The sequence below is a fragment of the Puia sp. genome (assembly GCF_036500295.1).
Taxonomy (GTDB): Bacteria; Bacteroidota; Bacteroidia; order Chitinophagales; family Chitinophagaceae; genus Puia.
The window spans coordinates 46301-69682 of sequence record NZ_DASYCH010000075.1 but is presented as its reverse complement, the minus strand read 5'-3'; the positions used below and the strand labels follow the sequence as shown (position 1 = coordinate 69682).

30 protein-coding genes and 2 pseudogenes are annotated in these 23382 nt (G+C 53.7%); 30 read left to right on the top strand and 2 right to left on the bottom strand.

Annotation, left to right across the window (positions count from 1 at the left end; genetic code table 11):
• The 4 genes and pseudogenes from fusA to rpsJ all read left to right on the top strand — a co-directional run.
• Nucleotides 1-765 (top strand): annotated as a pseudogene (gene fusA, locus VGM48_RS15070) (elongation factor G); the annotation flags it as partial.
• 227 nt (nt 766-992) lie between these two features.
• Nucleotides 993-1298 (top strand): hypothetical protein, encoded by a 306-nt coding sequence (locus VGM48_RS15065; RefSeq protein WP_331580508.1) that lies wholly within the window; start codon nt 993-995, stop codon nt 1296-1298.
• Nucleotides 1299-1384: 86 nt separating this feature from the next.
• The gene (locus VGM48_RS15060; protein WP_331580507.1) at nt 1385-3592 is read left to right on the top strand and encodes a S9 family peptidase; all 2208 of its coding nucleotides are present in this window, start codon (nt 1385-1387) and stop codon (nt 3590-3592) included.
• 124 nt (nt 3593-3716) lie between these two features.
• The gene (rpsJ, locus tag VGM48_RS15055; protein WP_188938226.1) at nt 3717-4022 is read left to right on the top strand and encodes a 30S ribosomal protein S10; all 306 of its coding nucleotides are present in this window, start codon (nt 3717-3719) and stop codon (nt 4020-4022) included.
• Between the two features lie 200 nt (nt 4023-4222).
• Here the strand turns inward: rpsJ and VGM48_RS15050 are convergent, their stop codons facing one another.
• On the bottom strand, nt 4223-4363 hold the full coding sequence (locus VGM48_RS15050) for a hypothetical protein (protein ID WP_331580505.1): 141 nt from the start codon (nt 4361-4363) through the stop codon (nt 4223-4225).
• A 26-nt stretch (nt 4364-4389) separates the two neighbouring features.
• On the opposite strand from VGM48_RS15050, the gene rplC reads away from it, so the two are divergent.
• The 24 genes and pseudogenes from rplC (at nt 4390) to rpsA (ending at nt 20108) form a co-directional block, all read left to right on the top strand.
• Nucleotides 4390-5007: a 50S ribosomal protein L3 gene (rplC, locus tag VGM48_RS15045; RefSeq protein ID WP_331580503.1), complete on the top strand. Its 618-nt coding sequence runs from the start codon at nt 4390-4392 to the stop codon at nt 5005-5007.
• A 20-nt stretch (nt 5008-5027) separates the two neighbouring features.
• Nucleotides 5028-5660 carry a 50S ribosomal protein L4 gene (gene rplD / locus VGM48_RS15040; RefSeq protein ID WP_331580501.1) on the top strand — a complete coding sequence of 211 codons (633 nt, stop codon included), beginning with the start codon at nt 5028-5030 and terminating at the stop codon, nt 5658-5660.
• Nucleotides 5661-5688: 28 nt separating this feature from the next.
• Nucleotides 5689-5988 (top strand): 50S ribosomal protein L23, encoded by a 300-nt coding sequence (gene rplW, locus VGM48_RS15035; protein ID WP_331580497.1) that lies wholly within the window; start codon nt 5689-5691, stop codon nt 5986-5988.
• Nucleotides 5989-6048: 60 nt separating this feature from the next.
• Nucleotides 6049-6888, top strand: a complete 840-nt coding sequence (gene rplB, locus VGM48_RS15030) for a 50S ribosomal protein L2 (protein ID WP_331580495.1) — start codon at nt 6049-6051, stop codon at nt 6886-6888.
• 103 nt (nt 6889-6991) lie between these two features.
• The gene (gene rpsS, locus VGM48_RS15025) at nt 6992-7264 is read left to right on the top strand and encodes a 30S ribosomal protein S19 (RefSeq protein ID WP_325587646.1); all 273 of its coding nucleotides are present in this window, start codon (nt 6992-6994) and stop codon (nt 7262-7264) included.
• 107 nt (nt 7265-7371) lie between these two features.
• Nucleotides 7372-7770, top strand: coding sequence for a 50S ribosomal protein L22 (gene rplV, locus VGM48_RS15020; RefSeq protein WP_331580493.1), 399 nt, complete (start codon nt 7372-7374; stop codon nt 7768-7770).
• A gap of 26 nt (nt 7771-7796) precedes the next feature.
• Nucleotides 7797-8462 (top strand): annotated as a pseudogene (gene rpsC / locus VGM48_RS15015) (30S ribosomal protein S3); the annotation flags it as partial.
• A 246-nt stretch (nt 8463-8708) separates the two neighbouring features.
• Nucleotides 8709-9146: a 50S ribosomal protein L16 gene (gene rplP, locus VGM48_RS15010; protein ID WP_331580488.1), complete on the top strand. Its 438-nt coding sequence runs from the start codon at nt 8709-8711 to the stop codon at nt 9144-9146.
• Nucleotides 9147-9170: 24 nt separating this feature from the next.
• A complete protein-coding gene (gene rpmC / locus VGM48_RS15005) occupies nt 9171-9380 on the top strand; it encodes a 50S ribosomal protein L29 (RefSeq protein WP_331580486.1) in 210 nt (69 codons plus the stop codon).
• 22 nt (nt 9381-9402) lie between these two features.
• Entirely contained in the window at nt 9403-9660 is a 258-nt protein-coding gene (gene rpsQ / locus VGM48_RS15000; RefSeq protein WP_331580484.1) for a 30S ribosomal protein S17, read from the top strand.
• A gap of 113 nt (nt 9661-9773) precedes the next feature.
• A complete protein-coding gene (rplN, locus tag VGM48_RS14995; protein WP_325587660.1) occupies nt 9774-10142 on the top strand; it encodes a 50S ribosomal protein L14 in 369 nt (122 codons plus the stop codon).
• Between the two features lie 52 nt (nt 10143-10194).
• Complete coding sequence (gene rplX, locus VGM48_RS14990; protein WP_331580480.1) at nt 10195-10533, top strand: 50S ribosomal protein L24; 339 nt, start codon at nt 10195-10197, stop codon at nt 10531-10533.
• A complete protein-coding gene (gene rplE / locus VGM48_RS14985) occupies nt 10530-11099 on the top strand; it encodes a 50S ribosomal protein L5 (RefSeq protein ID WP_331580478.1) in 570 nt (189 codons plus the stop codon). The genes rplX and rplE overlap by 4 nt, the downstream gene beginning before the upstream one ends.
• Before the next feature lie 106 nt (nt 11100-11205).
• Entirely contained in the window at nt 11206-11475 is a 270-nt protein-coding gene (rpsN, locus tag VGM48_RS14980) for a 30S ribosomal protein S14 (RefSeq protein WP_331580476.1), read from the top strand.
• A gap of 95 nt (nt 11476-11570) precedes the next feature.
• Complete coding sequence (gene rpsH / locus VGM48_RS14975) at nt 11571-11969, top strand: 30S ribosomal protein S8 (protein ID WP_331580474.1); 399 nt, start codon at nt 11571-11573, stop codon at nt 11967-11969.
• 101 nt (nt 11970-12070) lie between these two features.
• Nucleotides 12071-12625, top strand: a complete 555-nt coding sequence (gene rplF, locus VGM48_RS14970) for a 50S ribosomal protein L6 (protein WP_331580472.1) — start codon at nt 12071-12073, stop codon at nt 12623-12625.
• A gap of 48 nt (nt 12626-12673) precedes the next feature.
• Nucleotides 12674-13027, top strand: a complete 354-nt coding sequence (gene rplR / locus VGM48_RS14965; protein WP_331580470.1) for a 50S ribosomal protein L18 — start codon at nt 12674-12676, stop codon at nt 13025-13027.
• Nucleotides 13028-13057: 30 nt separating this feature from the next.
• Entirely contained in the window at nt 13058-13576 is a 519-nt protein-coding gene (gene rpsE / locus VGM48_RS14960; RefSeq protein WP_331580468.1) for a 30S ribosomal protein S5, read from the top strand.
• A gap of 53 nt (nt 13577-13629) precedes the next feature.
• Complete coding sequence (rpmD, locus tag VGM48_RS14955; protein WP_331580466.1) at nt 13630-13812, top strand: 50S ribosomal protein L30; 183 nt, start codon at nt 13630-13632, stop codon at nt 13810-13812.
• Nucleotides 13813-13877: 65 nt separating this feature from the next.
• Nucleotides 13878-14327: a 50S ribosomal protein L15 gene (gene rplO / locus VGM48_RS14950; protein ID WP_331580463.1), complete on the top strand. Its 450-nt coding sequence runs from the start codon at nt 13878-13880 to the stop codon at nt 14325-14327.
• 76 nt (nt 14328-14403) lie between these two features.
• Nucleotides 14404-15738: a preprotein translocase subunit SecY gene (secY, locus tag VGM48_RS14945; protein ID WP_331580461.1), complete on the top strand. Its 1335-nt coding sequence runs from the start codon at nt 14404-14406 to the stop codon at nt 15736-15738.
• A 213-nt stretch (nt 15739-15951) separates the two neighbouring features.
• Nucleotides 15952-16770, top strand: coding sequence for a type I methionyl aminopeptidase (gene map, locus VGM48_RS14940; RefSeq protein WP_331580459.1), 819 nt, complete (start codon nt 15952-15954; stop codon nt 16768-16770).
• Nucleotides 16771-16805: 35 nt separating this feature from the next.
• On the top strand, nt 16806-18116 hold the full coding sequence (locus VGM48_RS14935; protein WP_331580457.1) for an NAD(P)/FAD-dependent oxidoreductase: 1311 nt from the start codon (nt 16806-16808) through the stop codon (nt 18114-18116).
• A gap of 180 nt (nt 18117-18296) precedes the next feature.
• Entirely contained in the window at nt 18297-20108 is a 1812-nt protein-coding gene (gene rpsA, locus VGM48_RS14930) for a 30S ribosomal protein S1 (RefSeq protein ID WP_331580455.1), read from the top strand.
• A 50-nt stretch (nt 20109-20158) separates the two neighbouring features.
• Here the strand turns inward: rpsA and hxpB are convergent, their stop codons facing one another.
• The gene (gene hxpB, locus VGM48_RS14925; protein ID WP_331580453.1) at nt 20159-20818 is read right to left on the bottom strand and encodes a hexitol phosphatase HxpB; all 660 of its coding nucleotides are present in this window, start codon (nt 20816-20818) and stop codon (nt 20159-20161) included.
• Between the two features lie 98 nt (nt 20819-20916).
• On the opposite strand from hxpB, the gene VGM48_RS14920 reads away from it, so the two are divergent.
• Entirely contained in the window at nt 20917-21681 is a 765-nt protein-coding gene (locus VGM48_RS14920) for a lysophospholipid acyltransferase family protein (protein ID WP_331580451.1), read from the top strand.
• Nucleotides 21682-21687: 6 nt separating this feature from the next.
• Nucleotides 21688-23382, top strand: coding sequence for a hypothetical protein (locus VGM48_RS14915; RefSeq protein WP_331580449.1), 1695 nt, complete (start codon nt 21688-21690; stop codon nt 23380-23382).

The window sequence follows — 23382 nt, the reverse complement described above, 5'->3', positions numbered from 1 at the left end:
CGCGGGATGGGTGAGCTGCACCTCGAGATCATCATCGACCGGATGCGCCGGGAGTTCAAGGTAGAAGTAAACCAGGGTGCACCCCAGGTGGCCTATAAGGAGGCGTTCACCAAGTCTATCACCCATCGTGAGGTGCTGAAGAAGCAGACGGGTGGCCGTGGTAAGTTCGCCGATATCCAGTTCGAGATCGGGCCTGCCGATGAGGAATGGCTGAAAGAGAACGAAGGTGAGGACTTCCAGTTCGTCAATGATATCTTTGGTGGATCGATTCCCAAGGAATTTATCCAGCCTATCCAGAAAGGTTTTCAATCGTGTACGGGTACGGGTGTGCTGGCGGGGTATCCGCTGACCAGCATGAAGGTCCGGATATTTGACGGTAGCTACCACGATGTGGACTCCGATGGGATGAGCTTTGAATTGTGCGCCAAGTCCGGTTACCGGGAAGCGGGTGTCAAGGCCAAGCCGATCCTGCTCGAGCCGATCATGAAGGTGGAAGTATTGACCCCTGATCAGTACATGGGTGACGTAACGGGTGACCTCAACCGCCGCCGGGGTATCCTGGAGGGGATGGACAGCCGCAACAACCTGCAGGTGATCAAGGCCAAGGTGCCGCTGCGTGAGATGTTCGGGTATGTGACCGAGTTGCGCAGCATGAGTTCCGGCCGGGCGACCTCTACCATGGAATTCTCTCACTATGCTCCGGCGCCGAACAATATCGCCGAGGAAGTGATTGCCAAGGTAAAGGGCAAAAAGGTAAATGCCTAAGGATAATAATTGATCTTCATATGAAGAAGCCCCACGGATCTAATGAGATCGTGGGGTTTCTTTTTTTTGTTAATGACTGGTTATTGCCGGGCTTAATTTCAGATTAAAATCGTTGGGCAAGGATGGGGCGGCGTACTTTTCGATTAAGCTGTTCGTTAAAAAACCCGTCGGGGGATTTAACTTTCCGGCGCCACTTTCATCCAATAGTCAAACTTAAAAACCAACGTATGAAAAGTAAAGTTGTAAAACTGGCATTTCTTGCAATGTTGATGGTAGCCGCCGGGTCTATGTCGGCTTCCGCGCAGATCTATGTTTCGGTGAGGCCGGCCTGGCATCCCGTCGCACATACCAAGGCACCTAGTCCGCGGCATGTGTGGATCGATGAAGAATGGGAGTCGCGTGGTGGTCATTATGTCGCCGTCGGCAGTCACTGGGCAGAACCCCCGCATCCGGGTTGGGGCTGGGTCCCCGGTCACTGGATGCATGAGCGTCGGGGTGATTACTGGAAGGCTGGTCATTGGGCCCGTCACTAGTATATTTCTGGTAAATGATTAAGTTCGCCCGGCCTTCGGCCGGGCTTTTTTGTTGGACCGGCGTTCAATTGTTGTAAGTTTGTTTTATGCGTATCATCATCGTTTTGTTTTTGTTTTTCGCCTGCGGCGCATATGCACAGCCGGGGTCTTCCTTACTGAAGTGGAACAAGGAGGGGAATGCTTTCTATAAGGTGAGTTCGGGGGCGATCGTGCGGATCGATCTGCCGGACAGCAAGGAGACGGTGATCGTTTCGGCGGAGTCGTTGCGGCCGGTGGGGCATGGGAGGCCTTTAGCCGTCCGGGATTTTTCCTTTTCCGCCGATGGGAAAAAGGTGTTGATCTATACCAATGCAAAGCGGGTATGGCGGTATGACACCCGGGGGGACTACTGGGTCCTGGACAGGGGCAGCCGGCAACTGGTACAAGTAGGCCGGGAGCGGCCGGCTTCGTCGCTGTTGTTTGCCAAACTCTCCCCTGACGGATCGAAAGTGGCTTATAGCAGCCAGCATAATGTGTATGTGGAGGAGTTGGCTACCGGGGTGACGCGTTGTCTGACGTCGACGGAGGGGACGCCGAAACTGATCAATGGTACTTTCGACTGGGCCTATGAGGAAGAGCTGGATTGCCGGGATGGTTTCCGGTGGAGCCCGGATGGGCTGCATATTGCTTACTGGCAGATCGATGCCAACAAGATCAAGGACTATTTGATGCTGAATACGACCGATTCGACCTATCCTTTTGTGGTGCCGGTGGAGTATCCGGTGGCGGGCGAGGCGCCGTCGTCGTACCGGATCGGCGTGGTGGATGTGGCGTCGGGCATCAACAAATGGATGGATATACCCGGCGATCCGCGGCAGAGCTATCTACCGCGAATGGAGTGGGCGGCCAATTCCACGGAACTGGTACTCCAGCAACTGAATCGCAAGCAAAACGAGAGCAAGCTGCTGATCAGCGATGTGTCGACGGGGCGGACGACGGAGATCTATGACGAAAGGGACAGCGCTTTTATCGACTGCAAGGATGTCTGGCAGGACGGGGTGATCGCGGGCTGGGACTGGCTTGGCGGGGGCAGGGAGTTCCTCTGGGTATCGGACAAGGATGGCTGGCGTCATGTTTACCGGGTGAGCCGGGACGGGAAGCGGGAAACCCTGGTCACCCGTGGGAGTTACGATGTGATGGGGGTTAGCCGGGTGGATGAGAAGGGCGGCTGGTTGTATTTCATGGCGAGTCCGCAGAATGCGACGCAAAAATACCTGTACCGGACGCGGCTGGATGGAAAGGGCGGGCCGGAGCGGCTGACGCCGGCAAATGAGAAGGGAATGCACGAGTACGATATTTCGCCCGATGGGCGGTTTGCGCTCCATACCTATAGCAGCGCGAATGTGGAAGAGCGGCAGGAGATGGTGGGACTGCCGGGGCATGCTTCGCTTGCGCGCGCCGTTGCGGGCGTTGGGGGCGGAAAGGAGGCCGCCGCGCCGGGTGGCGGTGTTGGGGCCGGGACGGGGAAGGAGGTACTATTCTTTGGCGTTCGCACCGCCGATGGGGTGGACATGGACGGCTGGATGGTAAGGCCTTCGCCCTTTGATGCTACCAAGAAATATCCTGTGGTATTCTACGTATACGGCGAGCCGGCCGCGCAGACTGTGCTGGACCAGGCGGGTATCGGGGCCAATCCCCTGTATACGGGGGATATGGCGAAGGATGGGTACATCTACGTGAGTCTTGACAACAGGGGTACGCCGGCTCCGAAGGGCCGGGCATGGCGGAAGTCCATTTACCGGCAGATCGGCCGGCTCAATATCCGGGATCAGGCGATGGCGGCGAAGGAGATACTGAAGTGGCCGTTCGTGGATAGCAGCCGGGTGGCGGTCTGGGGTTGGAGTGGGGGTGGATCGAGTACGCTGAACCTGTTGTTCCAGTATCCGGAGATCTACAAGACGGGCATCGCGGTGGCCGCGGTGGGAAACCAGCTGAGCTACGACAATATTTACCAGGAGCGGTATATGGGGTTACCGGAGGAGAACAGGGAGGATTTTGTGGCCGGATCGCCGATCACCTACGCTAAGAATTTGAGAGGCAAGCTCTTATACATTCATGGAACTGGTGATGACAATGTACACTATCAAAATGCCGAGCAGTTGTTGAATGCCCTTATCGCGGCGGGGAAGGTATTTCAGTTTATGGCATATCCGAACCGGAGTCATGGGATCTTCGAGGGGGATGGGACGCGGGAGCATCTTGCGGCGACGTATACCGAGTTTTTGAGGCGGAACTGCCCACCCGGGGGAAGGTAGGGCTAGGGGAGTGAGCTGTTCCTGCCGGGGCCCGGGTTTTTTCCAAAAAAAGTCCCGAATTTTTGGGAGTGAGGCAAACAAATACATACCTTTGCATCCCATTCGAAAAAATGGGATTTGGCTTATGTCTCAACGAATCAGAATCAAATTACAGTCTTACGATCACAATTTGGTAGATAAATCTGCTGAAAAGATCGTGAAAACCGTTCGGAGTACCGGTGCAGTGGTAACGGGTCCTATTCCCTTACCTACCCGTAAGAAGATCTTTACCGTACTGCGTTCGCCGCACGTAAACAAGAAGGCCCGTGAGCAGTTTCAGCTGCATACGCACAAGCGCCTGTTGGACATTTACACTTCGTCTTCGCGGACGGTGGATGCGTTGTCCAAGTTGGATCTGCCTTCGGGTGTGGATGTTGAGATCAAGGCCTGACCTGTGCGTTGCACTGATAGGCGGGGCCTATCGGGGGTTTTGACGGCCCTGAGGGGTAAGTGGCGAGGGATTCGCAATAGCTCTTTCTATCCATCTACAAACTTTCGGCGGGAGCTGAGATAAAGTAGCGCTGGATTGTTACTATGGTAAATCACCTACGAGAGTAGGTATCACATATGAACAAGCCGTTCAGGGTTTGTTTACTGCCGGTACTTCTGTTCGCCCGGGATGCATACAAGATGCGCGAGGGGTGACGAAAAGAAAAGGTCGGCTGCAAACGAGGGATTGAAGATGTAGATCGATGCTACGAGCCAATGTAGTAAGTCTATGCTCTGTCTCATACCCGACGGCACAAATTTTTAAGAAAATGAAAGGCATTATTGGTAAAAAGATCGGGATGACCAGCGTCTTCAGTCCTGACGGCAAACAAACAGCCGTCACGATCATCGAAGCGGGTCCCTGTGTAGTTACGCAGGTGAAGACCCAGGAATCAGATGGTTATACTTCCCACCAGTTAGCGTTTGGCGAAAAGAAAGAAAAGCACACTACTGCCGCGCAAAAAAATCACTTCGCCAAGTCCAACACTTCTCCCAAACAGTTCGTAAAAGAATTTCGCAATTTCTCTATAGAAAAGGCTCTTGGTGAGTCCGTTACTGTAGACATTTTCACCGAAGGTGAGAAAGTTGAAGTAGTGGGCACATCGAAGGGTAAAGGTTTTCAGGGTGTCGTCAAGCGTCATGGATTCCATGGGGTAGGTGAGCAGTCGCATGGTCAGCATGACCGTCAGCGTGCTCCGGGTTCCCTTGGTAACTCCTCTGACGCCAGCCGTGTTATGAAGGGTGTCCGCATGGCGGGCCGGATGGGCGGCGACCGTGTTAAGGTGAAGGCGCTGAAGGTTGTGAAGATCTTCCCTGAGAAGAACTATATCCTTGTTAGCGGTTCGGTTCCTGGTCATATCGGTTCTATTGTATTCATTCAGAAGTAAATTCTTTTAAAGACATTACCATGCAAGCAGATGTTTTAAATATAGAAGGAAAGAAGACTGGCCGGACGGTGGAATTGCCCGAGGAGATCTTTGGCGCCGAGCCGAACGATCATGTGATCTACCTGGCCGTCAAGCAGTACCTGGCTGCACAGCGTCAGGGTACGCACAAGGTGAAGACGCGTTTGGAAGTGAAGGGTTCGAGCAAGAAGCTCCATCGTCAGAAGGGAACGGGCGGTAGCCGTAAGGGTAATCTGCGTAACCCGTTGTACAAGGGTGGTGGTACCATCTTCGGCCCCAAGCCCCGGGATTATGATTTCAAGCTGAACCGGAAAGTGAAGGACCTGGCAAAGATCTCTGCGCTGGCTCACAAGGCGAAGGGAAATGCGATTGTAGTTGTCGAGGACATCAAGCTGGATGCGCCGAAGACGAAATCCTTCACCGATGCGCTGAAGAAATTGAATATCGACGGCAAGAAAATTTTGTTTATTCTTCCCGCCGATTATGATAAGAACCTGTACCTGAGCCTGCGGAACCTTCCGAAGGTGGAGGGCACGATGCTGACGGATATCAATACCTACGACATCGTGAATGCGGAGGTCCTGGTACTTAGTGAAGGTGCTGCGAAGATCTTCGCGGACGGTGAGGAAGCTTAATTTCATTAATTAGAAAAATTTATAAGAGATGAAACTCTCTGAAGTTTTAGTAAAACCGATACTGACAGAAAAGGCAAATGCCCAGCAGGACAAACTGCGCCGCTATGCTTTCCGTGTCAACCGCAAGGCGAACAAGTTAGAGATCAAGAAGGCTGTGGAAGACTTCTACGGCGTGAAGGTGGTGGATGTGAACACCTCTGTCGTACCGGGCAAGAACAAGACCCGCTTTACGAAGGCCGGTTATGTACAGGGCCGGAAGCCTGCCTACAAGAAGGCGTTGATCACTGTAGCGGAAGGGGAGTCGATCGATCTTTACGCCAGCATTTAAACATATTCATTGACTAATAGTTAGCGAAGCTGATAATTTCGCAATAAAAAGAGAACAGACATGGCACTGAAAAAATACAAACCGATCACCGCCGGAACTCGTTGGAGAGTTGGGAACGCCTATGCCGAGATCACTTCGGATACCCCGGAAAAGTCGCTGCTGGAGAAAGTAAAATCCACGGCCGGACGGAACGCTCAGGGAAGAAGGGCGATGCGTTATATGGGTGGTGGTCACAAGAGGATGTACCGGATCATCGATTTCAAGCGGAATAAGAAGGAGATCAAAGGGGTGATCGCGTCTATCGAATACGATCCGTACCGTACGGCTTTTATTGCCCTGGTGAATTATGTGGATGGTGAGAAAAGGTATATCCTGGCTCCGCAGGGTCTGCAGGTTGGCGCCACGGTGCTTTCCGGCGACAATGTAGTTCCCGAGTTGGGCAATGCATTGCAACTGAAGAGTATGCCTCTCGGTACCAATGTTCACAATATAGAAATGCAGCCTGGTCAGGGTGGCAAGCTGGTGCGCAGCGCCGGTACTTCCGCTCAGTTGACCAATAAGGAAGAGAAATATGCCGTCCTGAAGATGCCTTCCGGCGAATTGAGGAAGGTGCTGATCAACTGTTATGCGACTGTAGGGGTTGTATCCAACAGCGATCACTCGCTGCAGAGCATGGGTAAGGCCGGCCGAAATATCTGGCGGGGTATCCGTCCGCGGGTGCGTGGTGTTGCCATGAACCCTGTGGATCACCCGATGGGTGGTGGTGAAGGTAAGGCATCCGGTGGTCAGCCCCGGAGCAGGAATGCTCAGTACAGCCGTGGTCTGAAGACCCGTCAGAAAGGCAAGAACAGCGATCATATGATCATCCAACGGAAGAACGGTAAAAAATTGTCGAAATAACCAAAGCGGACCACGGGTCCGCTGGCCGAAGGCCCATCATTAGACGTGCGACGGGGATGGGTACTATTCGGATAAACACATACCCGGAGCACAATCATCAACTATGGGTCGTTCAATAAAAAAAGGTCCTTACGTAGACTCTAACCTGGAAGAGAAGATCCTGTCTATCAATGAAGGGACAGCTAAGAAAGGGGTGATCAAAACCTGGAGCCGTCGTTCCACCATTACGCCCGATTTCGTGGGGCATACGCTGGCGGTGCATAACGGTAACAAGTTCATCCCGGTGTATGTGACGGAGTTTATGGTAGGCCATAAGCTGGGTGAGTTTGCGCCCACCCGCAACTTTAAAGGACATTCGAGCAAGAAGATCGCTTAAACTATAAGACGGACCACGGGTCCGGCGGCCGAAGGCCAATCATAAACGGAATGAGCGCGAAGGGCGACATTTTACCCTGACGCCCGGAGCGCGAATAAAAAATTAACATGGAAGCAGTAGCTAAATTGAGAAATTACCCGACATCGCCGCGTAAAATGCGTTTACTGGCTGATGAGATCCGCGGTATGCATGTTGAGAAAGCTCTGGCTTTGCTGGAGCACCACCCGCAACATTCTTCCACTCCGCTGCATAAGCTGTTGTGGTCTGCGGTGAAGAACTGGGAGCAGAAGAATGAAGGTCAGAGTGCGGCCGATGCCGCGCTGGTCGTTAAGACGGTCTTTGTTGATGGTGGAAGGACTTTGAAGCGTATGCGTCCGGCCCCTCAGGGCAGAGGTTATCGTGTTCGCAAGAGAAGCAACCATGTAACCATTATCGTTGATCAGAAAGTCAGTGAACCGGCGAAGGCGGTTCGACCGAAGGTCAAAAATCAGCCTGCGGAAAACTAATTAATATAAAACTTATTTAATATACTATGGGTCAGAAAACGAATCCTATTGGGGCCAGGTTAGGGATCATCCGCGGTTGGGAATCCAACTGGTATGGCAGCAAAAAAGATTATGCTTCCAAGTTGATCGAGGACAACAAGATCAGAACCTACCTGAATGCCCGTATCAATAAGGGCGGGATTGCGAAGATCGTGATCGAGCGGACGCTGAACAAGCTGATCGTGACGATCCACACTTCGAAGCCCGGCATCATCATCGGGAAAGGTGGTGGTGAGGTGGACCGTATCAAGGAAGAGCTGAAGAAGCTGACCGGCAAGGATGATGTCCAGATCAATATCCTGGAGATCCGCCGGCCCGAGCTGGATGCGAACATCGTTGGGGATACCATTGCCCGGCAGATAGAGAATCGTATCAACTATAAACGTGCGATCAAGATGGCGATCGCCTCTGCGTTGCGGATGGGTGCCGAGGGGATCAAGATCAAGGTTAGCGGCCGTCTGGGCGGCGCCGAGATCGCCCGTACGGAAGAGATCAAGCAGGGCCGGACCCCGCTGCACACGTTGCGGATGGATATCGACTATGCGAATGTGTTTGCGCTGACGGTCTATGGTAAGATCGGTATCAAGGTGTGGATCTGTAAGGGTGAGGTGCTGGCGAAGAGAGACCTGAACCCGAATTTTGTCGGTGGTAAGGAAGGTGGGCTGAGCGATCGCCGGGACAGAAGGGATGGTGATCATGATCATGGACATCGTGGCGGCGGCGATCGTCGTGGCGGTGGAGACCGGGGTGGAGATCGTCGTGGTGGTCATGGCGGCGGCGGCGGTGACCGCAGGCCTGGTGGCGGCGGTGGAGATCGTCGCGGCGGCGGCGGCGGTGGACGGAGATAGTCCGCGGTTGATTCAAATAATAACTAATAGTAACCAGCAAATAATTCTAAGATGTTACAACCTAAAAGAACCAAGCATAGGAAAGCACAGAAAGGTCGTATCCGTGAGACGGCGAAGAGAGGTGATACTATTTCCTTTGGTTCGTATGCTTTGAAAGCCATGGAAGCTATCTGGCTGACCAATCGTCAACTGGAGGCTGCCCGTCAGGCGCTTACCCGTGCGATGAAGCGTGAGGGGAATGTTTGGATCCGGGTCTTCCCTGACAAGCCGATCACCAAGAAGCCGCTTGAAGTGCGTATGGGTAAGGGTAAGGGTAACCCCGAGTATTGGGCTGCGGTCGTTGAGCCGGGTCGTATCCTGTTTGAAGCGGATGGTGTTTCCATGGCGGTTGCCAAGGAAGCGCTTGAGCTGGCTGCGCAGAAGTTGCCGATCAAGACGAAGTTTATCGTTCGCCGGGATGTGGTTGCGGAAGTCGTGGTAAAAAAATAGTAATAATAGCAAAACAGATATACGATGTCAAAGAGAATCGATTTTGTAAACAGCCTGAAGGATCTCAACGAGAACGATCTGCAGGCCCGTATCCAGGAAGACGAGCTGCGCCTGAAGAAGCTTGAGTTTGCGCATGCCATTTCTCCGCTGGAGAATCCGATGAGCATCCGCGCTTTGCGGAAGGATGTTGCCCGTCTGAAGACGGCATTGGCCCAGAAGACTGCTGTTAAATAAAAAAAAGCAAAAAGCTAATACAATGGTTGAAAGAAATTTGCGCAAAACGAGGATCGGGGTGGTAAAGAGCAACAAGATGGATAAGTCCATCACGGTGGCTGTTGAACGGAAAGTGAAGCACCCGATCTATGGTAAGTTCGTAAAGAAGACTACCAGTTTCCACGCTCATGATGAGAAGAATGAGTGTACCGTAGGAGATATCGTGAGGATCATGGAGAGCCGTCCGCTGAGCAAGACGAAGCGTTGGCGCCTGGTTGAGGTTGTGGAAAAGGCCAAGTAATTATAAACAAGGCGGACTACGGGTCCGACGGCCGAAGGCCCATCATAAGAGGTTCGAGGGGATGGGTCAAATTTCGGAGAAACCCATACCCTCGTACATAAAAGCTAAATAAAATGATTCAGCAAGAAAGCAGACTAAATGTGGCTGACAACAGCGGCGCCAAAGAGGTTCTGTGCATCCGCGTATTGGGCAACAGCGGGCAGGACTATGCGGGTATCGGCGACAAGATCGTAGTTACCGTTAAGGATGCGCTGCCGTCCGGCGGTATCAAGAAGGGTACCGTTGCCAAGGCGGTTATCGTTCGCACCAAGAAGAAATTACGCCGTAAAGATGGCAGCTATATCAGCTTTGACGACAATGCGGTGGTATTGCTGAATGCATCCGACGAGCCCCGTGGTACCCGCATCTTCGGGCCTGTCGCCAGGGAACTGCGTGACAAGGGATATATGAAGATCATCTCTCTTGCGCCGGAGGTGCTGTAGGAGGAAACCAAGGAATTGAACGCTCCGCCGCAGCGGGGAAAAATATAATAAAATGAGCAACAGATTTAAACCCAAGTTCAATATTAAAAAAGGTGATAACGTGGTTGTGATCACCGGTGACGACAAGGACCCGAAGAAGGCCCGGAAGGTCCTGGAGGTTTATCCCGACGCGGCCAAGGTATTGGTCGAGGGGGTGAATATCGTGACCAAGCACACCAAGCCTTCGGCACAGAACACCAAGGGTGGCATCGTGAAGAAGGAAGCTCCCATTCACATCTCCAACATTCAGTTGTATGATGCGAAGTCCGGCGGCGCCACCAAGGTGAAGCGCAGCAGGGAGGACGGGAAATTAGTTCGAATCGCTAAAAAATCTGGGGAGGTTATCAAATGAGTACTGCAAAATACACTCCGCGTCTGGCAGAAAAGTACAAGAAAGAAGTTGTACCTGCTCTTATGAAGAAGTTCGGCTACAGCACGATCATGCAGGCGCCGAAACTCGAGAAGATCTGTATCAACCGTGGCGTCAATGGCGCTGTTACCGACAAGAAGCTTGTCGAGGTAGCTGTGGAAGAGCTGTCGACCATCACCGGTCAGAAAGCGGTGACGACGCAATCCAAGAAGGACATCTCGAACTTCAAGTTGCGTAAGAACATGCCGATCGGTGCACGGGTTACGCTTCGCGGCGAGAAGATGTTCGAATTCCTGGACCGGCTGGTGGCTACGGCATTGCCCCGTGTTCGTGACTTCAAGGGTATCAACGAGAAGTCGTTCGACGGACGCGGCAACTATACGCTGGGTATCACCGAGCAGATCATCTTCCCGGAGATCGACATCGACAAGGTAAATAAGATCACCGGTATGGACATCACGTTCGTGACGACTGCCGGGACCAACGAAGAGGCTTACGAGCTGCTGAAAGAGCTGGGCATGCCTTTCCGTAACGTAAAGAAAGACTAACAAAGCGGACCACTGGTCCGCTGGCCGAAGGCCCATCATAAGACCGTGCGCGGGGGATGGGTTATTTTCGGAGAAACCCTCCCCTGCGCACGCAAAAGAATATAACATGGCTAAAGAGTCCGTAAAGGCGAGGCAGAGAAAAAGGGAAGCGTTGTCGGCTAAGTATGCTGAGAAACGTGCCGCTTTAAAGGCCGCCGGCGATTACAAGGCACTTGATCAATTGCCCCGGAATGCGTCTCCCGTTAGATTGCATAACCGTTGTCACCTGACAGGCCGCCCCCGGGGATATATCCGTTATTTCGGGATCTCCAGGGTGATCTTCCGCGACATGGCTCTGCAGGGAAAGATCCCGGGTGTCAGGAAAGCGTCCTGGTAGGAGCGGGAATCCTCCGGAAACGGGGGCCGAAGAGAATGATATCATTGGATATCGCATTGTAATAATTTTTGATAATCTATAACTGAACATAGACAATGGTTACTGATCCAATAGCAGACTTTCTGACAAGAGTCCGTAATGCGCAAATGGCGAATCACCGGATCGTCGAGATCCCTGCTTCCAACCTGAAGAAGCGTATGACCGAGATCCTGTATGACAAGGGTTATATCCTTAAATACAAGTTCGAGGATGACAGCAAGCAAGGCGTGATCAAGATCGCGTTGAAGTATGATCCGACCACCAAGGAACCTGCGATCAAGTCGCTTGAAAGGGTTAGCCGTCCGGGTCTTCGCCAGTATGCGAGCCCAGCCGAGTTTGTCCGGGTGAAGAATGGTCTTGGGGTAGCGATCATCTCGACCTCGAAGGGTGTGATGACGGACAAGGAAGCCAAGCTGCAGAATGTAGGCGGCGAGGTGCTTTGCTACATCTATTAGTTGTTCTGAAGAGGCGTTGCCGGTACATTAAGCCCGTACCTATACTGGCTGACCGGCCGGCAACACGAAACAATATATCTTAATAAACAAATCGAATTATTATGTCTCGTATAGGTAAACAGCCGGTCGTTCTTCCCAAGGGTGTGACAGTGACCGTTAGCGCTGAGAATGTGATGACTATAAAGGGCCCGAAGGGTGAACTGAAGCAGAGCATCGACCGCGATATCAAGGTTGAAATAAAGGAAGGTCATCTGGAGATCGTCCGGCCTACGGATCAGATCCGTCACCGTGCGCTGCATGGTCTGTATCGCGCACTGGCTTCCAACATGGTGAAGGGTGTAACGGATGGCTACAAAAGACAACTGGAATTGATCGGGGTAGGTTTCAAGGCATCCAACCAGGGCAATCTCCTGGACCTGGCGCTGGGCTACTCGCACAATATCATCTTCGAAATTCCCAAGGAGCTGAAGCTGCAAACCGAGCAGAATAAAGGGGAGAATCCCAAGATCACGCTGGAAGGGACCGACAAGCAGTTGATCGGAGCGGTTGCCGCAAAGATCCGCAGTCTGCGTAAGCCCGAGCCGTACAAGGGTAAAGGTGTCCGTTATGTGGGTGAAGTGGTACGGAAGAAAGCTGGTAAGGCTGCTGGTAAATAATTTTAAACACTGTCTCCTGGCTGGAATCAGGGGAGTAAATAGAATATCATGGATACGAAAGCACTCAGAAGAGAGAAAATCAAGTTCCGCGTTCGCAAGAAGATTGCAGGATCGGCTCAGCGTCCCCGGCTGTCTGTGTTCAGGAGCAACAACGACATCTATGTTCAGCTGATTGACGATGATGGCGCCAAGACGCTGGCATCCGCCTCTTCCCGCGACAAGGACATTGCTGCCCAGAAGGGTACGAAGTCTGAGAAGGGTAAGATGGTTGGCAGTGCGATCGCCCGGAAGGCTGTCGAGCTGGGGCTGAAGGATGTGGTTTTCGATCGCGGCGGTTATCTGTACCACGGCCGGGTAAAGGCTGTTGCCGATGGCGCCCGTGAAGGTGGACTGAACTTTTAATATTTATAATAAGCTTCGTAAATAATTACAATGTCAAAAGTAATCTTAAACAGAGTTAAAGCCGGTGACCTGGAACTGAAGGAGAAGGTGGTTGCGATCAATCGTGTTGTAAAAACGACAAAAGGCGGCCGGGCATTCAGCTTCTCTGCATTGGTTGTAGTGGGCAATGAGAACGGGGTTGTCGGTCACGGTCTGGGCAAGGCAAAAGAGGTACAGGAAGCGATCACCAAGGGGATCGAGGATGCCAAGAAGAACCTGATCAAAGTTCCGGTGATGCATGGGACGATCCCGCACGACCAGCTGGCCAAGGAAGGTGCTGCGAAGGTGTTGATCAAGCCTGCTGCTCACGGTACGGGTGTGATCGCCGGGGGCTCTATGCGCGCCGTTCTGGAAAGCGCCGGGGTAACCGACGTTCTGGCGAAGTCGCTGGGTTCTGCCAATCCGCATAACGTGGTAAAGGCTACGGTCAAGGCGTTGGCTATGCTGCGTGAGCCGATCCAGGTTTCCCGCACGCGTCATCTCTCATTAAAGAAAGTTTTTAACGGATAAATTGACACGCGCCGCGGGCGAAAGCCTGCGGGGGAGAGTCCAAAAAATAAGTTATGGCAAAGATCAAGATCACGCAAGTAAAGAGCGGCATCGACCGGCCTGAACGTCAAAAGCAGACGCTGAAGGCTCTCGGGCTGAACAAGCTTCACGCTACGAAGGAAGTGGAAGCGACTCCGCAGATCCTGGGTATGGTCCGTAAGGTGGATCACCTGGTTAAAGTGGAAGAGGTAAAATAGTTTTTTGCGGGCCCTGAAGGGCCTGCTCGCGAGGGGCGATTCCCCGTAAGTCAAAATCAAAAACAATGAATTTACACACGATCAAGCCTGCAGAAGGCGCAACACATAAACAAAAGCGTTTGGGCCGTGGGGAAGCATCCGGTAAGGGTGGTACTTCCACCAAGGGTAATAAGGGTGGCCAGAGCCGTGCCGGTTATCAGCGCAAGATGGCTCACGAAGGTGGTCAGATGCCGATCCAGAGAAGGATCCCCAAGCGTGGGTTCAACAATATCCACCGGGTGGAGTTCAAGGTTTTCAACCTGGGTCAGATCGATCATCTGGCGGAAAAGTACAATATCACTGAGTTTTCGCCTGAGAATCTGTATATCAACGGATTAATTAGCCAAAGCGATGTCGTGAAGATATTGGCCAACGGCGAACTGAAGGGTAAGTTCAGTTTCCGGGTGCACGCCGTCAGCGAGAAGGCAAAAACCGCTATTGAAGGGGCGGGCGGAACAATAGAAATTCTGAAATAAATTTTCTGTAACTTGCATGGACGCATCTTTGAGTGCGTCCTTTGTCTTTTTGCTTATCTATTAATTGCATTGATCCGTGAAGAAATTAGTACAGACACTTAGAAATATCTGGAGCATCGAGGATCTGAGAAGTAAGATCCTCGTGACTTTCGGCCTGATCTTCGTTTACCGGCTTGGAACGTTTATCGTATTGCCCGGGATCGATCCGAATAAGCTTAGCGCGTTGAGCGGAGCTCAGAGCGGAGCCCTTGGACTGATCGATGCGTTTTCCGGCGGCGCCTTCTCCCAGGCTTCGATCCTGGCGTTGGGTATCATGCCTTATATCTCCGCTTCGATCTTTATGCAGCTGATGACGATCCTGATCCCGCAGATGCAGAAGATCCAGAAGGAAGGGGCCAGCGGTCAGAAGAAGATCAACCAATACACGCGTTATCTGACGGTGATCGTCACCTTTGTTCAGGCTTATGCTTATGTAACTTATCTGAAAGGACTTGGCAAGGATGCGATCCTCGACTCGTTCAGCGCTTATTTCTGGCTGGTGACGCCGATTGTGCTGACCGCGGGTACGCTGTTTGTCATGTGGCTGGGTGAGAAGATCACGGATAAAGGACTTGGCAACGGGCAGTCGCTGATCATCATGATCGGTATCCTTGCCCGGCTTCCCCGCAGCTTCGTGCAGGAGTGGAATGCCAAGGTCGCTACCGGCAGCGGTGGTATCCTTGTTTTTGTCATCGAGATAGCCGTTCTGGTGGCCATCATCATGGGGCTTATCGTCCTGATCCAGGGCGTTCGCAAGGTGCCGGTCAACTATGCCAAGCAAATCGTCGGCAGCCGCCAGTTTGGTGGCGCGCGGCAGTTCCTGCCTTTGAAGGTCAACTCTTCGGGTGTAATGCCGATCATCTTTGCGCAGGCGATCATGTTCCTGCCGACTATCTTTGCCAGCTTTGATTCCACGAAGGGGATCGCGAGACTGTTCTCCGATCCGCGCGACTATATCCATATGGTTATTTACGGCGTGATCGTTATCGGGTTTACTTTCCTGTATACGGCGCTGATATTTAATCCCAAGCAGATTGCCGACGATCTGAAGCGGAACAACGGTTTCATCCCGGGTGTAAAGCCGGGTCAGCCGACGGCCGACTATATCGGTTCGGTGATGGATAAGATCACGTTGCCCGGCGCCTTTTTGCTGGCTATCGTGGGTATCCTGCCCGGATTTGCGCAACGACTGGGGGTCACGCAGGGGTTTGCCTCTTTCTTTGGCGGCACGTCGCTGTTGATCATGGTGGGTGTTATCCTGGATAGCCTCCAGCAGGTAGAGACCCAGCTGCTGATGCGTCAGTATGACGGGTTGATGAAGAGTGGAAGGATCCAGGGGCGCGCGAATTCGGTTTCGAATGCGGTGATCTAGGGTTTGGGCCGGCGAGGATCGCCGGAACAGAACCGCGGGATCGTAAGAAAGAGCGAATAAACTTTTTACTATAGTGACCTGTTAGGAATTAGACCTCCTGACAGGTCTTTTTATAAGAGCCGCTGGAAGCGGCTCGACCGAAGGTCAGACGTTAGCCTTTTGCGCGAATAGGGCTAATTTGGCTTGCAGACCTATTCGCGCAATTTTACAAGTATGATACACTATAAGACACCGGCGGAGATAGAGTTGATGCGCGACAGCGCGCTGCTGGTCAGCAAGACGCTTACTGAAGTAGCTAAGACCCTGAAGCCAGGGACGACGACGTTGGAACTGGACAAGCTGATCGGGGAGTTTATCCGCGATCATGGGGCCATTCCTTCGTTCCTCAATTACCGGGGTTATCCGTTTAACTCCTGTACTTCGGTGAATGATGTCGTGGTGCATGGGTTTCCCAATGGGCAGGCGCTGAAGGAAGGGGATATCATTTCGGTGGATATCGGGGTGATCAAGAAGGGGTATCATGGGGATCATGCCTATACTTTTGCGATCGGTGATCCGGGGCCGGAGGTGACGCAACTGATCCAGGTGACCAAGGAATCCCTGTACAAGGGGATCGAGAAGGCCATTGCGGGCGGCAGGGTAGGAGATATCTCCTATGCGATAGAGGAGCATACGGCGAGGAAATATGGCTATGGGGTGGTCCGGGAGCTGGTGGGGCATGGATTGGGGAAGAGTCTTCATGAGGACCCGCAGATCCCGAACTATGGCCGCCGGGGTACGGGGGCGAAGCTAAAAGAGGGGATGGTGTTGGCGATCGAGCCGATGATCAACCAGGGGAAGCGGGACGTTTATACGGAGAGTGATGGGTGGACGGTGCGGACGGTGGATCATCAGCCTTCGGTGCATTTTGAGCATGATGTGGCGGTGAAGAAGGGGAAGGCGGATATCCTTTCGGATTATAGTATTATCGAGGCTGCGGAGAAGGCGAATAATCATCTATTTACTGGACAGGCAGCTGCGCTGCCGTCTTAAAGATACCGGCGCCCCTCTCCCGAGGGGCTTTTTTTATGAGTAAACAATTGATCGTTATTGGCGGCGGGGCCGCGGGGATCTTTTGCGCGGTGAATGCGGCGCGGATGAGTCCGGGGCTGCGTGTGACCGTGCTTGAGAAGAGTGGCAAGCTGCTCGGCAAGGTCAAGGTCAGCGGGGGCGGGCGGTGCAATGTGACGCATGCCTGCTTTGAGATTGCCGCGATGGCCGGCCGGTATCCGCGGGGGCAGCATTTTGTCCGCAAGGCTTTTCATCGCTGGTTTACGACGGATACGATCGAGTGGTTTCGGCAGAGAGGGGTGGAATTGAAGAAGGAGGAAGATGGGCGGATGTTTCCGGTGACGGATACGTCGCAGACCATTATCGACTGTTTGATGCGGGAGGTAAATGCCTATGGCGTGGAGATCAGGATGCAGGCGGAGGTGAAGAGGATCGAGATGGTGGGGGGCGGAGATGGGGCAATAGGGGGCGGGGGTGACGTGGATGCGGCAGAGCGGTTTCGGATCGGGCTGGCGGATGGCCGGGTGTTGCCGGCTGACTTTGTGTGTATCGCTTGCGGGGGATATCCCAAATCGGGAATGTTTGACTGGGTCCGGGCGCTTGGGCATTCGATCGAGGAACCGGTACCGTCCCTTTTCACGTTCAATATGCCGGGAGATCCGATTGTGGGGTTGATGGGCGTATCGATGCCGCGGGTGCAGGTGAAGGTCGCCGGGACGAAGCTGGTGGAAAAGGGGCCGGTGCTGATCACGCATTGGGGGCTTAGCGGCCCGGCGGTGCTGAGATTGTCGGCCTGGGGTGCGAGGGAGCTTGCGGAACGGGCGTACTCTTTTGGTATTCAAGTAAATTGGATCGATATGCCGGAGCAGGAGGCGCGGGACGTGATGCAGGATCAGCGGCAGGAGCGGGCGGGGCAAGCTGTTGTCAACCGGAATCCTTTTGGAGTTGCGCAGCGGCTTTGGGAATATTGGCTCGGGGTGGCGGGGATCGGGGCCGGGGTTCGCTGGGCCGACCTGCCGGCCCGGGAGCAGAACAAGCTGGTCACTCTGCTTTGTGCGGGGAGCTTTGCCGTGCGGGGGAAAACGACGTTCAAGGAAGAGTTTGTGACGGCCGGCGGGGTCCGGTTGGCGGAGGTGGATTCGGCAAGTATGCAGAGCCGGAAGGTGGCGGGGCTTTTCTTTGCGGGGGAGATCCTGGATGTGGATGGGGTGACGGGCGGGTTCAATTTCCAGCATGCCTGGACAAGCGGATGGGTAGCTGCGGCGAGTGTTGCGGCAGCCTGCGGCGGGGCGGCGGCCTGCGGTGGGGTGGCGGAGAAGGGTGGATGAAAGGGTGCCCGCCAGGTAGAAATTTCGTGATTTTTCGTATCTTTGCAACCCCGATCAAAAACCCGGGGTTTTATTATGTCTGAAAACAATATTGTTAACTCAAACGCTGAATCACAGGAGACTGCGGGAGTAGCAACGGCTGCACCGGAGGCTACAGCGTCAACAAAAGCACCTGTGCCTGTGCAAACTGCACATGATGATTTTGACTGGAGCATTGACAAGCGCAATGTGGCCGTCTACACCAAGGAAGAAAAATTGAAGTATGACAAGGTGTATGAGGGTACGTTCGTGGCTATCACGGATGGGGAACTGGTAAAAGGCCTTGTAGTAGGTCTGACCAAGACCGACGTGGTAGTGAACATCGGTTTCAAGAGCGATGGGCTTGTATCCCTGAATGAGTTCCGGGACCTCGCCAATCTGCGGACCGGTGATGAAGTAGAAGTAATGGTGGTTGAGAAGGAAGACCGGGAAGGTCATCTGCACCTCAGCCGCAAGCAGGCACGTATTACGCGCGCCTGGGAGAAGATCGTGGAAGTGCACAAGACCGGCGAAGTGGTTACGGGTACCGTTACCAGCAAGACCAAGGGTGGCCTTATCGTCGATGTATTTGGTATGGAAACCTTCTTACCTGGTAGCCAGATCGACGTGAAGCCGGTTACCGATTATGATCAGTTCGTGGGCAAGACGATGGAGTTCAAGGTCGTGAAGATCAACGAAGCCATCAAGAATGCCGTAGTTTCCCACAAGGCGCTTATCGAAAGCGATATCGAAGCACAACGTGCCGAGATTATCAGCAAGCTCGAGAAAGGCCAGGTGTTGGAAGGTACGATCAAGAATATCACCGATTTCGGCGCCTTTATGGACCTCGGTGGTCTGGACGGTCTGCTGTATATCACCGATATCAGCTGGGGACGTATCAGCCATCCGAGCGAGGTGCTGAAGCTGGACCAGAAGCTGCAAGTGGTGGTTCTGGACTTCGACGACGGCAAGAAGCGTATCAGTCTGGGTTTGAAACAGCTGACACCGCATCCGTGGGATGTGCTGCCTGAGACGATCAAGGAAGGTGAGATCGTTAAGGGTAAGGTGGTCAATATCGAAGACTACGGTGCATTTCTGGAGATCATGCCTGGCGTAGAAGGTCTGGTGCACGTGAGTGAGATCACCTGGGCCAATACGCCGATCAATGCGAAGGAATTCTTCAAACTGGGCGACGAGCACCAGGCGAAGGTTGTTACGCTTGACAAGGATGCCCGCAAGATGAGCTTGTCCATCAAGCAGCTGAGCGAGGATCCCTGGAATACGATCGAAACGAAATTCCCGCAGGGCAGCCGTCACAACGGTCTGGTGAAGAATATCACTCCTTATGGCGTATTTGTCGAGCTGGCTCCCGGCATCGGCGGTATGATCCATATCAGCGACCTGAGCTGGTTGAAACGTTTCAATCACCCCTCCGAGTATACGAAAGTTGGACAGCATATCGACGTGATGATCCTTGGCATCGACAAGGACAATCGCAAGCTGCAACTGGGACACAAACAACTGGAAGAAGATCCCTGGAATGCGCTGGAGGAAACTTTCGCTGTCGGCTCCGTGCATGAAGGCCTGGTCATCCGCAAGGATGAGAAGGGTGCTATCGTGCAGCTGCCTTACGGTCTGGAAGGTTTCGCTCCCAACCGTCACCTCAACAAGGAAGACGGCAAGCAGGTGCAGGCTGACGAGACGGCTTCGTTCATGGTGATCGAGTTTGATCGCAATGAGAAGAGGATCGTGTTGTCGCATACCCGGCTTTGGGAACAGTCCCAGCATCAGGAGCGTGAGGCTGTCAAGAAGGAAGCGAGGGTTGATGCCGACAAGACCCGCAAGGCTGTTAAGAACATCCAGCAGAAGGTTGAGAAGCCGACGCTTGGTGATCTGGGCGCCTTAGCTTCTATCAAAGAGAAGCTGAAGCAGGAAGAGAAGGATCAGAATGTTGGTGGTGAGGAGAAGAAATAGTAAGCGCTGAATGCGAAATATAAGGCTTGGTCTTGCGACCAAGCCTTTTTTTATTGGAGCTGTTTTAGATGTTGTTCGGTGAATTCGAGGAGGGAGCCGAGTTGGAGGTCGGCGGCGCCCCATTTTGGCAGGTGGGCCTGGTCATTGACGGGCACCACCACGCATTTCATCCGGGCGGCTTTGGCGGCGATGAGGCCGTTGAAGGAATCTTCGAAGGCGAGGCAGTGGAGCGGGTTGACGGAAAGCGCTTCAGCGCAGTCCATATACACCTGCGGATGGGGTTTCCCATAGGGCAGGTGTTCGGCGGAGGCGATGGCTTCGAAGCAGTTGCCGATCCCGAGTTTGTCGACCACCACCTGTACGAGCGAGAGGGGGGAAGAGGTGGCCAGACCGATGTGGAAGCCGCGGGTTTTGAAGAAATCGATGATGGGTTTGACACCCGGCATGGGCGCGGCATTGGCTTTTATCTTCCCGATAACGTTCCTGTGGAGCGCGGCTTCGGCTGCGGGTATTCCTTCTTTGCCGATGCCGAATTGTGAGAACCAATAATCCAGCCATTCGCGGGTGCGAAGACCGGTGGTGTGGTGGTATTGCACCTGCGAGAGGGTAACTTTGAATTCCAGTAAGGTTTCCATCCCGGCTTCCTGCCAGCAGGGTTCGGAATCGATGAGCAGGCCATCCATGTCGAAGATAACTGTGTTAAGCGCCATAGGGTGCAAAGTTACAGCATGCGGGGTGTCTTTGTTAAGGGTAATTGCGGATTCTTCCGTACATTCGAACCGGTAATCAGTCCTACATACTTTCTACAATGCCATTGAGAGAACGCTTGAAGAATTTCCGGCTGGTGCGGAAGCTGGTTTATGCTGTTGTAGGGATAATCTCCTATCCCGGGTTAACGATTGTGAACCGCCTCACCATCAGCGGAACGGAGCATCTTCGCCGGTTGCCCAAGGGGAACGTACTGTTTGTCAGCAATCATCAGACCTATTTCGCGGATGTGATCACCTTTCTGCATATATTCTGTGCCGTGAAATGGGGGAAGAGGGACAAGTTGGGCATTCCTTATTATCTTTTGAATCCTTTTACGAATGTGTATTATGTCGCCGCGGAGGAAACGATGCGGGCCACCTGGGTGAGCCGGCTGTTCACGATGGGCGGGGCATTAACGGTGAAGCGCACCTGGAACAGGGAGAGCAAGGAAGTGCGCAGGGGGCTCGATCCTTCGGATACGCGGAAGATCTTCCGGGCCCTGGAGAGCAACTGGGTGATCACTTTTCCGCAGGGTACTACCAAGGCCTTTGCTCCGGGCCGGAAGGGTACGGCGCATATCATCAAGCAAACCCGGCCGATCGTCGTGCCGGTGGTAATTGGCGGATTCTGGCGGGCCTTTGACAAGAAGGGGTTGAAGTTCAAGAAAAAGGGCATCCCGCTCTCCGTTACTTTTAAAGAACCGCTGCCTATTGACTACGACGCGCCGGTGGAACGTATCCTGGAACAGGTGATGGATGGTATCGAACAGAGTAAGAAGTTTATGCTGAAGGGGGCCCATCACTGGATCAAGGAACCTATCTAACGACATATGTTTCGACTATTGTTCGTGCTGCTTTTCTTATCCCTCAGTACGGGGACGCGGCAACCTGTTCCTTCCGGCTATGTAAGGAAGGGGGAGATCGTCGATTGTTCATCCGCCGCGGAGACGGACCCGTCGCCGGACGCAGCGGGCCGGGATTCGCCCATTTTTCCCGGATGGGGGCATTATCATTATCCCATTTCCACTACCAATGACAGTGCGCAATATTATTTTGATCAGGGGCTAAGCCTTTACTACGGCTATCACCTGACGGAGTCCCTTGCTTCCTTCCGGGAAGCCTCGTTGAGAGACAGCAGCAGCCTGATGACCTACTGGGGGCAGGCCCTGGCCATGGGACCTTATTATAACAGCACCTTTACTTATAAGATGCCTTCGTGGGTGTTGCCGGTGTTGAAGAAGATGAACCGATTGGCGGGTAATGCACCGCAAAAGGAGAAGGACCTGGCGGCCGTCATGGACCGGCGGTATTCCGATGATGTCTCAGACAGCCACCGCGCCGACCTGAACAGCGCCTATTCGGAAGCCATGAAACGGATGATCGCGAAATATCCCGGCGACCGGGATATCAAGGCATTGTATATCGATGGGGTGATGACCGAACATGCCTGGGATATGTTTGATCCGGCAGGCGAGCCAAAGCCCTGGACGCCCGAGCTGGTGCGGTATTGCGCGGAGATCCTTGCGGCCGATGCCAACCATCCGGCGGCTTTACACTATCAGATCCATTTGCTGGAAGCCTCGCGGCATCCGGAGGCGACGCTGGCCAGCGCAGAGAAGCTGCCTTTGCTGATGCCGGGTGTCCCGCATATGGTGCATATGGCCAGTCATTCTTTTCAGCGGACGGGTCTTTATGTGCGTGGGGTGGCCATTAATGATTCGGCGAGTGAGGCGCAAAGGGAATTCGTCCGGCTGGCGCCGAACCTGCATCTTGGGTCTTCCATTATCCATTATCATGCGGTGGAATCCTTCTGCGCCCTTACCGGCGGGATGTATGACGTGGCCATGCGGGAGGCGGAGGAATGCCGGCGGATAGCGGAGCCTAGGATGCGGCATGAAGAAACCTACCTGCAATACCTGTATACGATGCCGGTTTTTGTCGATATCCGGATGAGGAAATGGCAGTCAATTCTGGACCGGGCCGAGCCGGACAGCGCGTGGACGTATGCCTGGATACTCAACGAATTTGCGCGGGGGATGGCGTTTGTCCGCAAGGGGGATGTCCCGGCGGCGACGGCTTGTCTGGATGGGCTGCGGCTGAAGATGAAGGACCCGGTGCTGACCGAGAGGATCCGGCCACACAATGCGCCGATCGCGGGTGCTTCCGTTGCAGCGGCCCTCCTTGAAGGCGAGATCCTATTTGCACGGGGAAACAACCGCGAGGCGAATACCGCTTTTGAACAGGCGATCCGGCTCGAAGATGCGATGACCTATGGGGAGCCGAAAGATTGGGTTTTGCCGGCGCGGCATTTTGCGGGGGCTTGCCTGCTCAGGCAGAAAAATCCGGTGGAGGCGGAGAAGCTATACCGGGATGACCTGGTCCATAACCCGGGGAACGGGTGGTCGATGCTGGGGCTGGCGCAATGCCTGGAGGCGCAGCATAAGAACGGCGCGGCGGAGTACCGGGCGAAGGCAAACGCGGCGTTCGCCAAGGCGGAGGAGATGCCGGAAGGATCGGCGTATTGA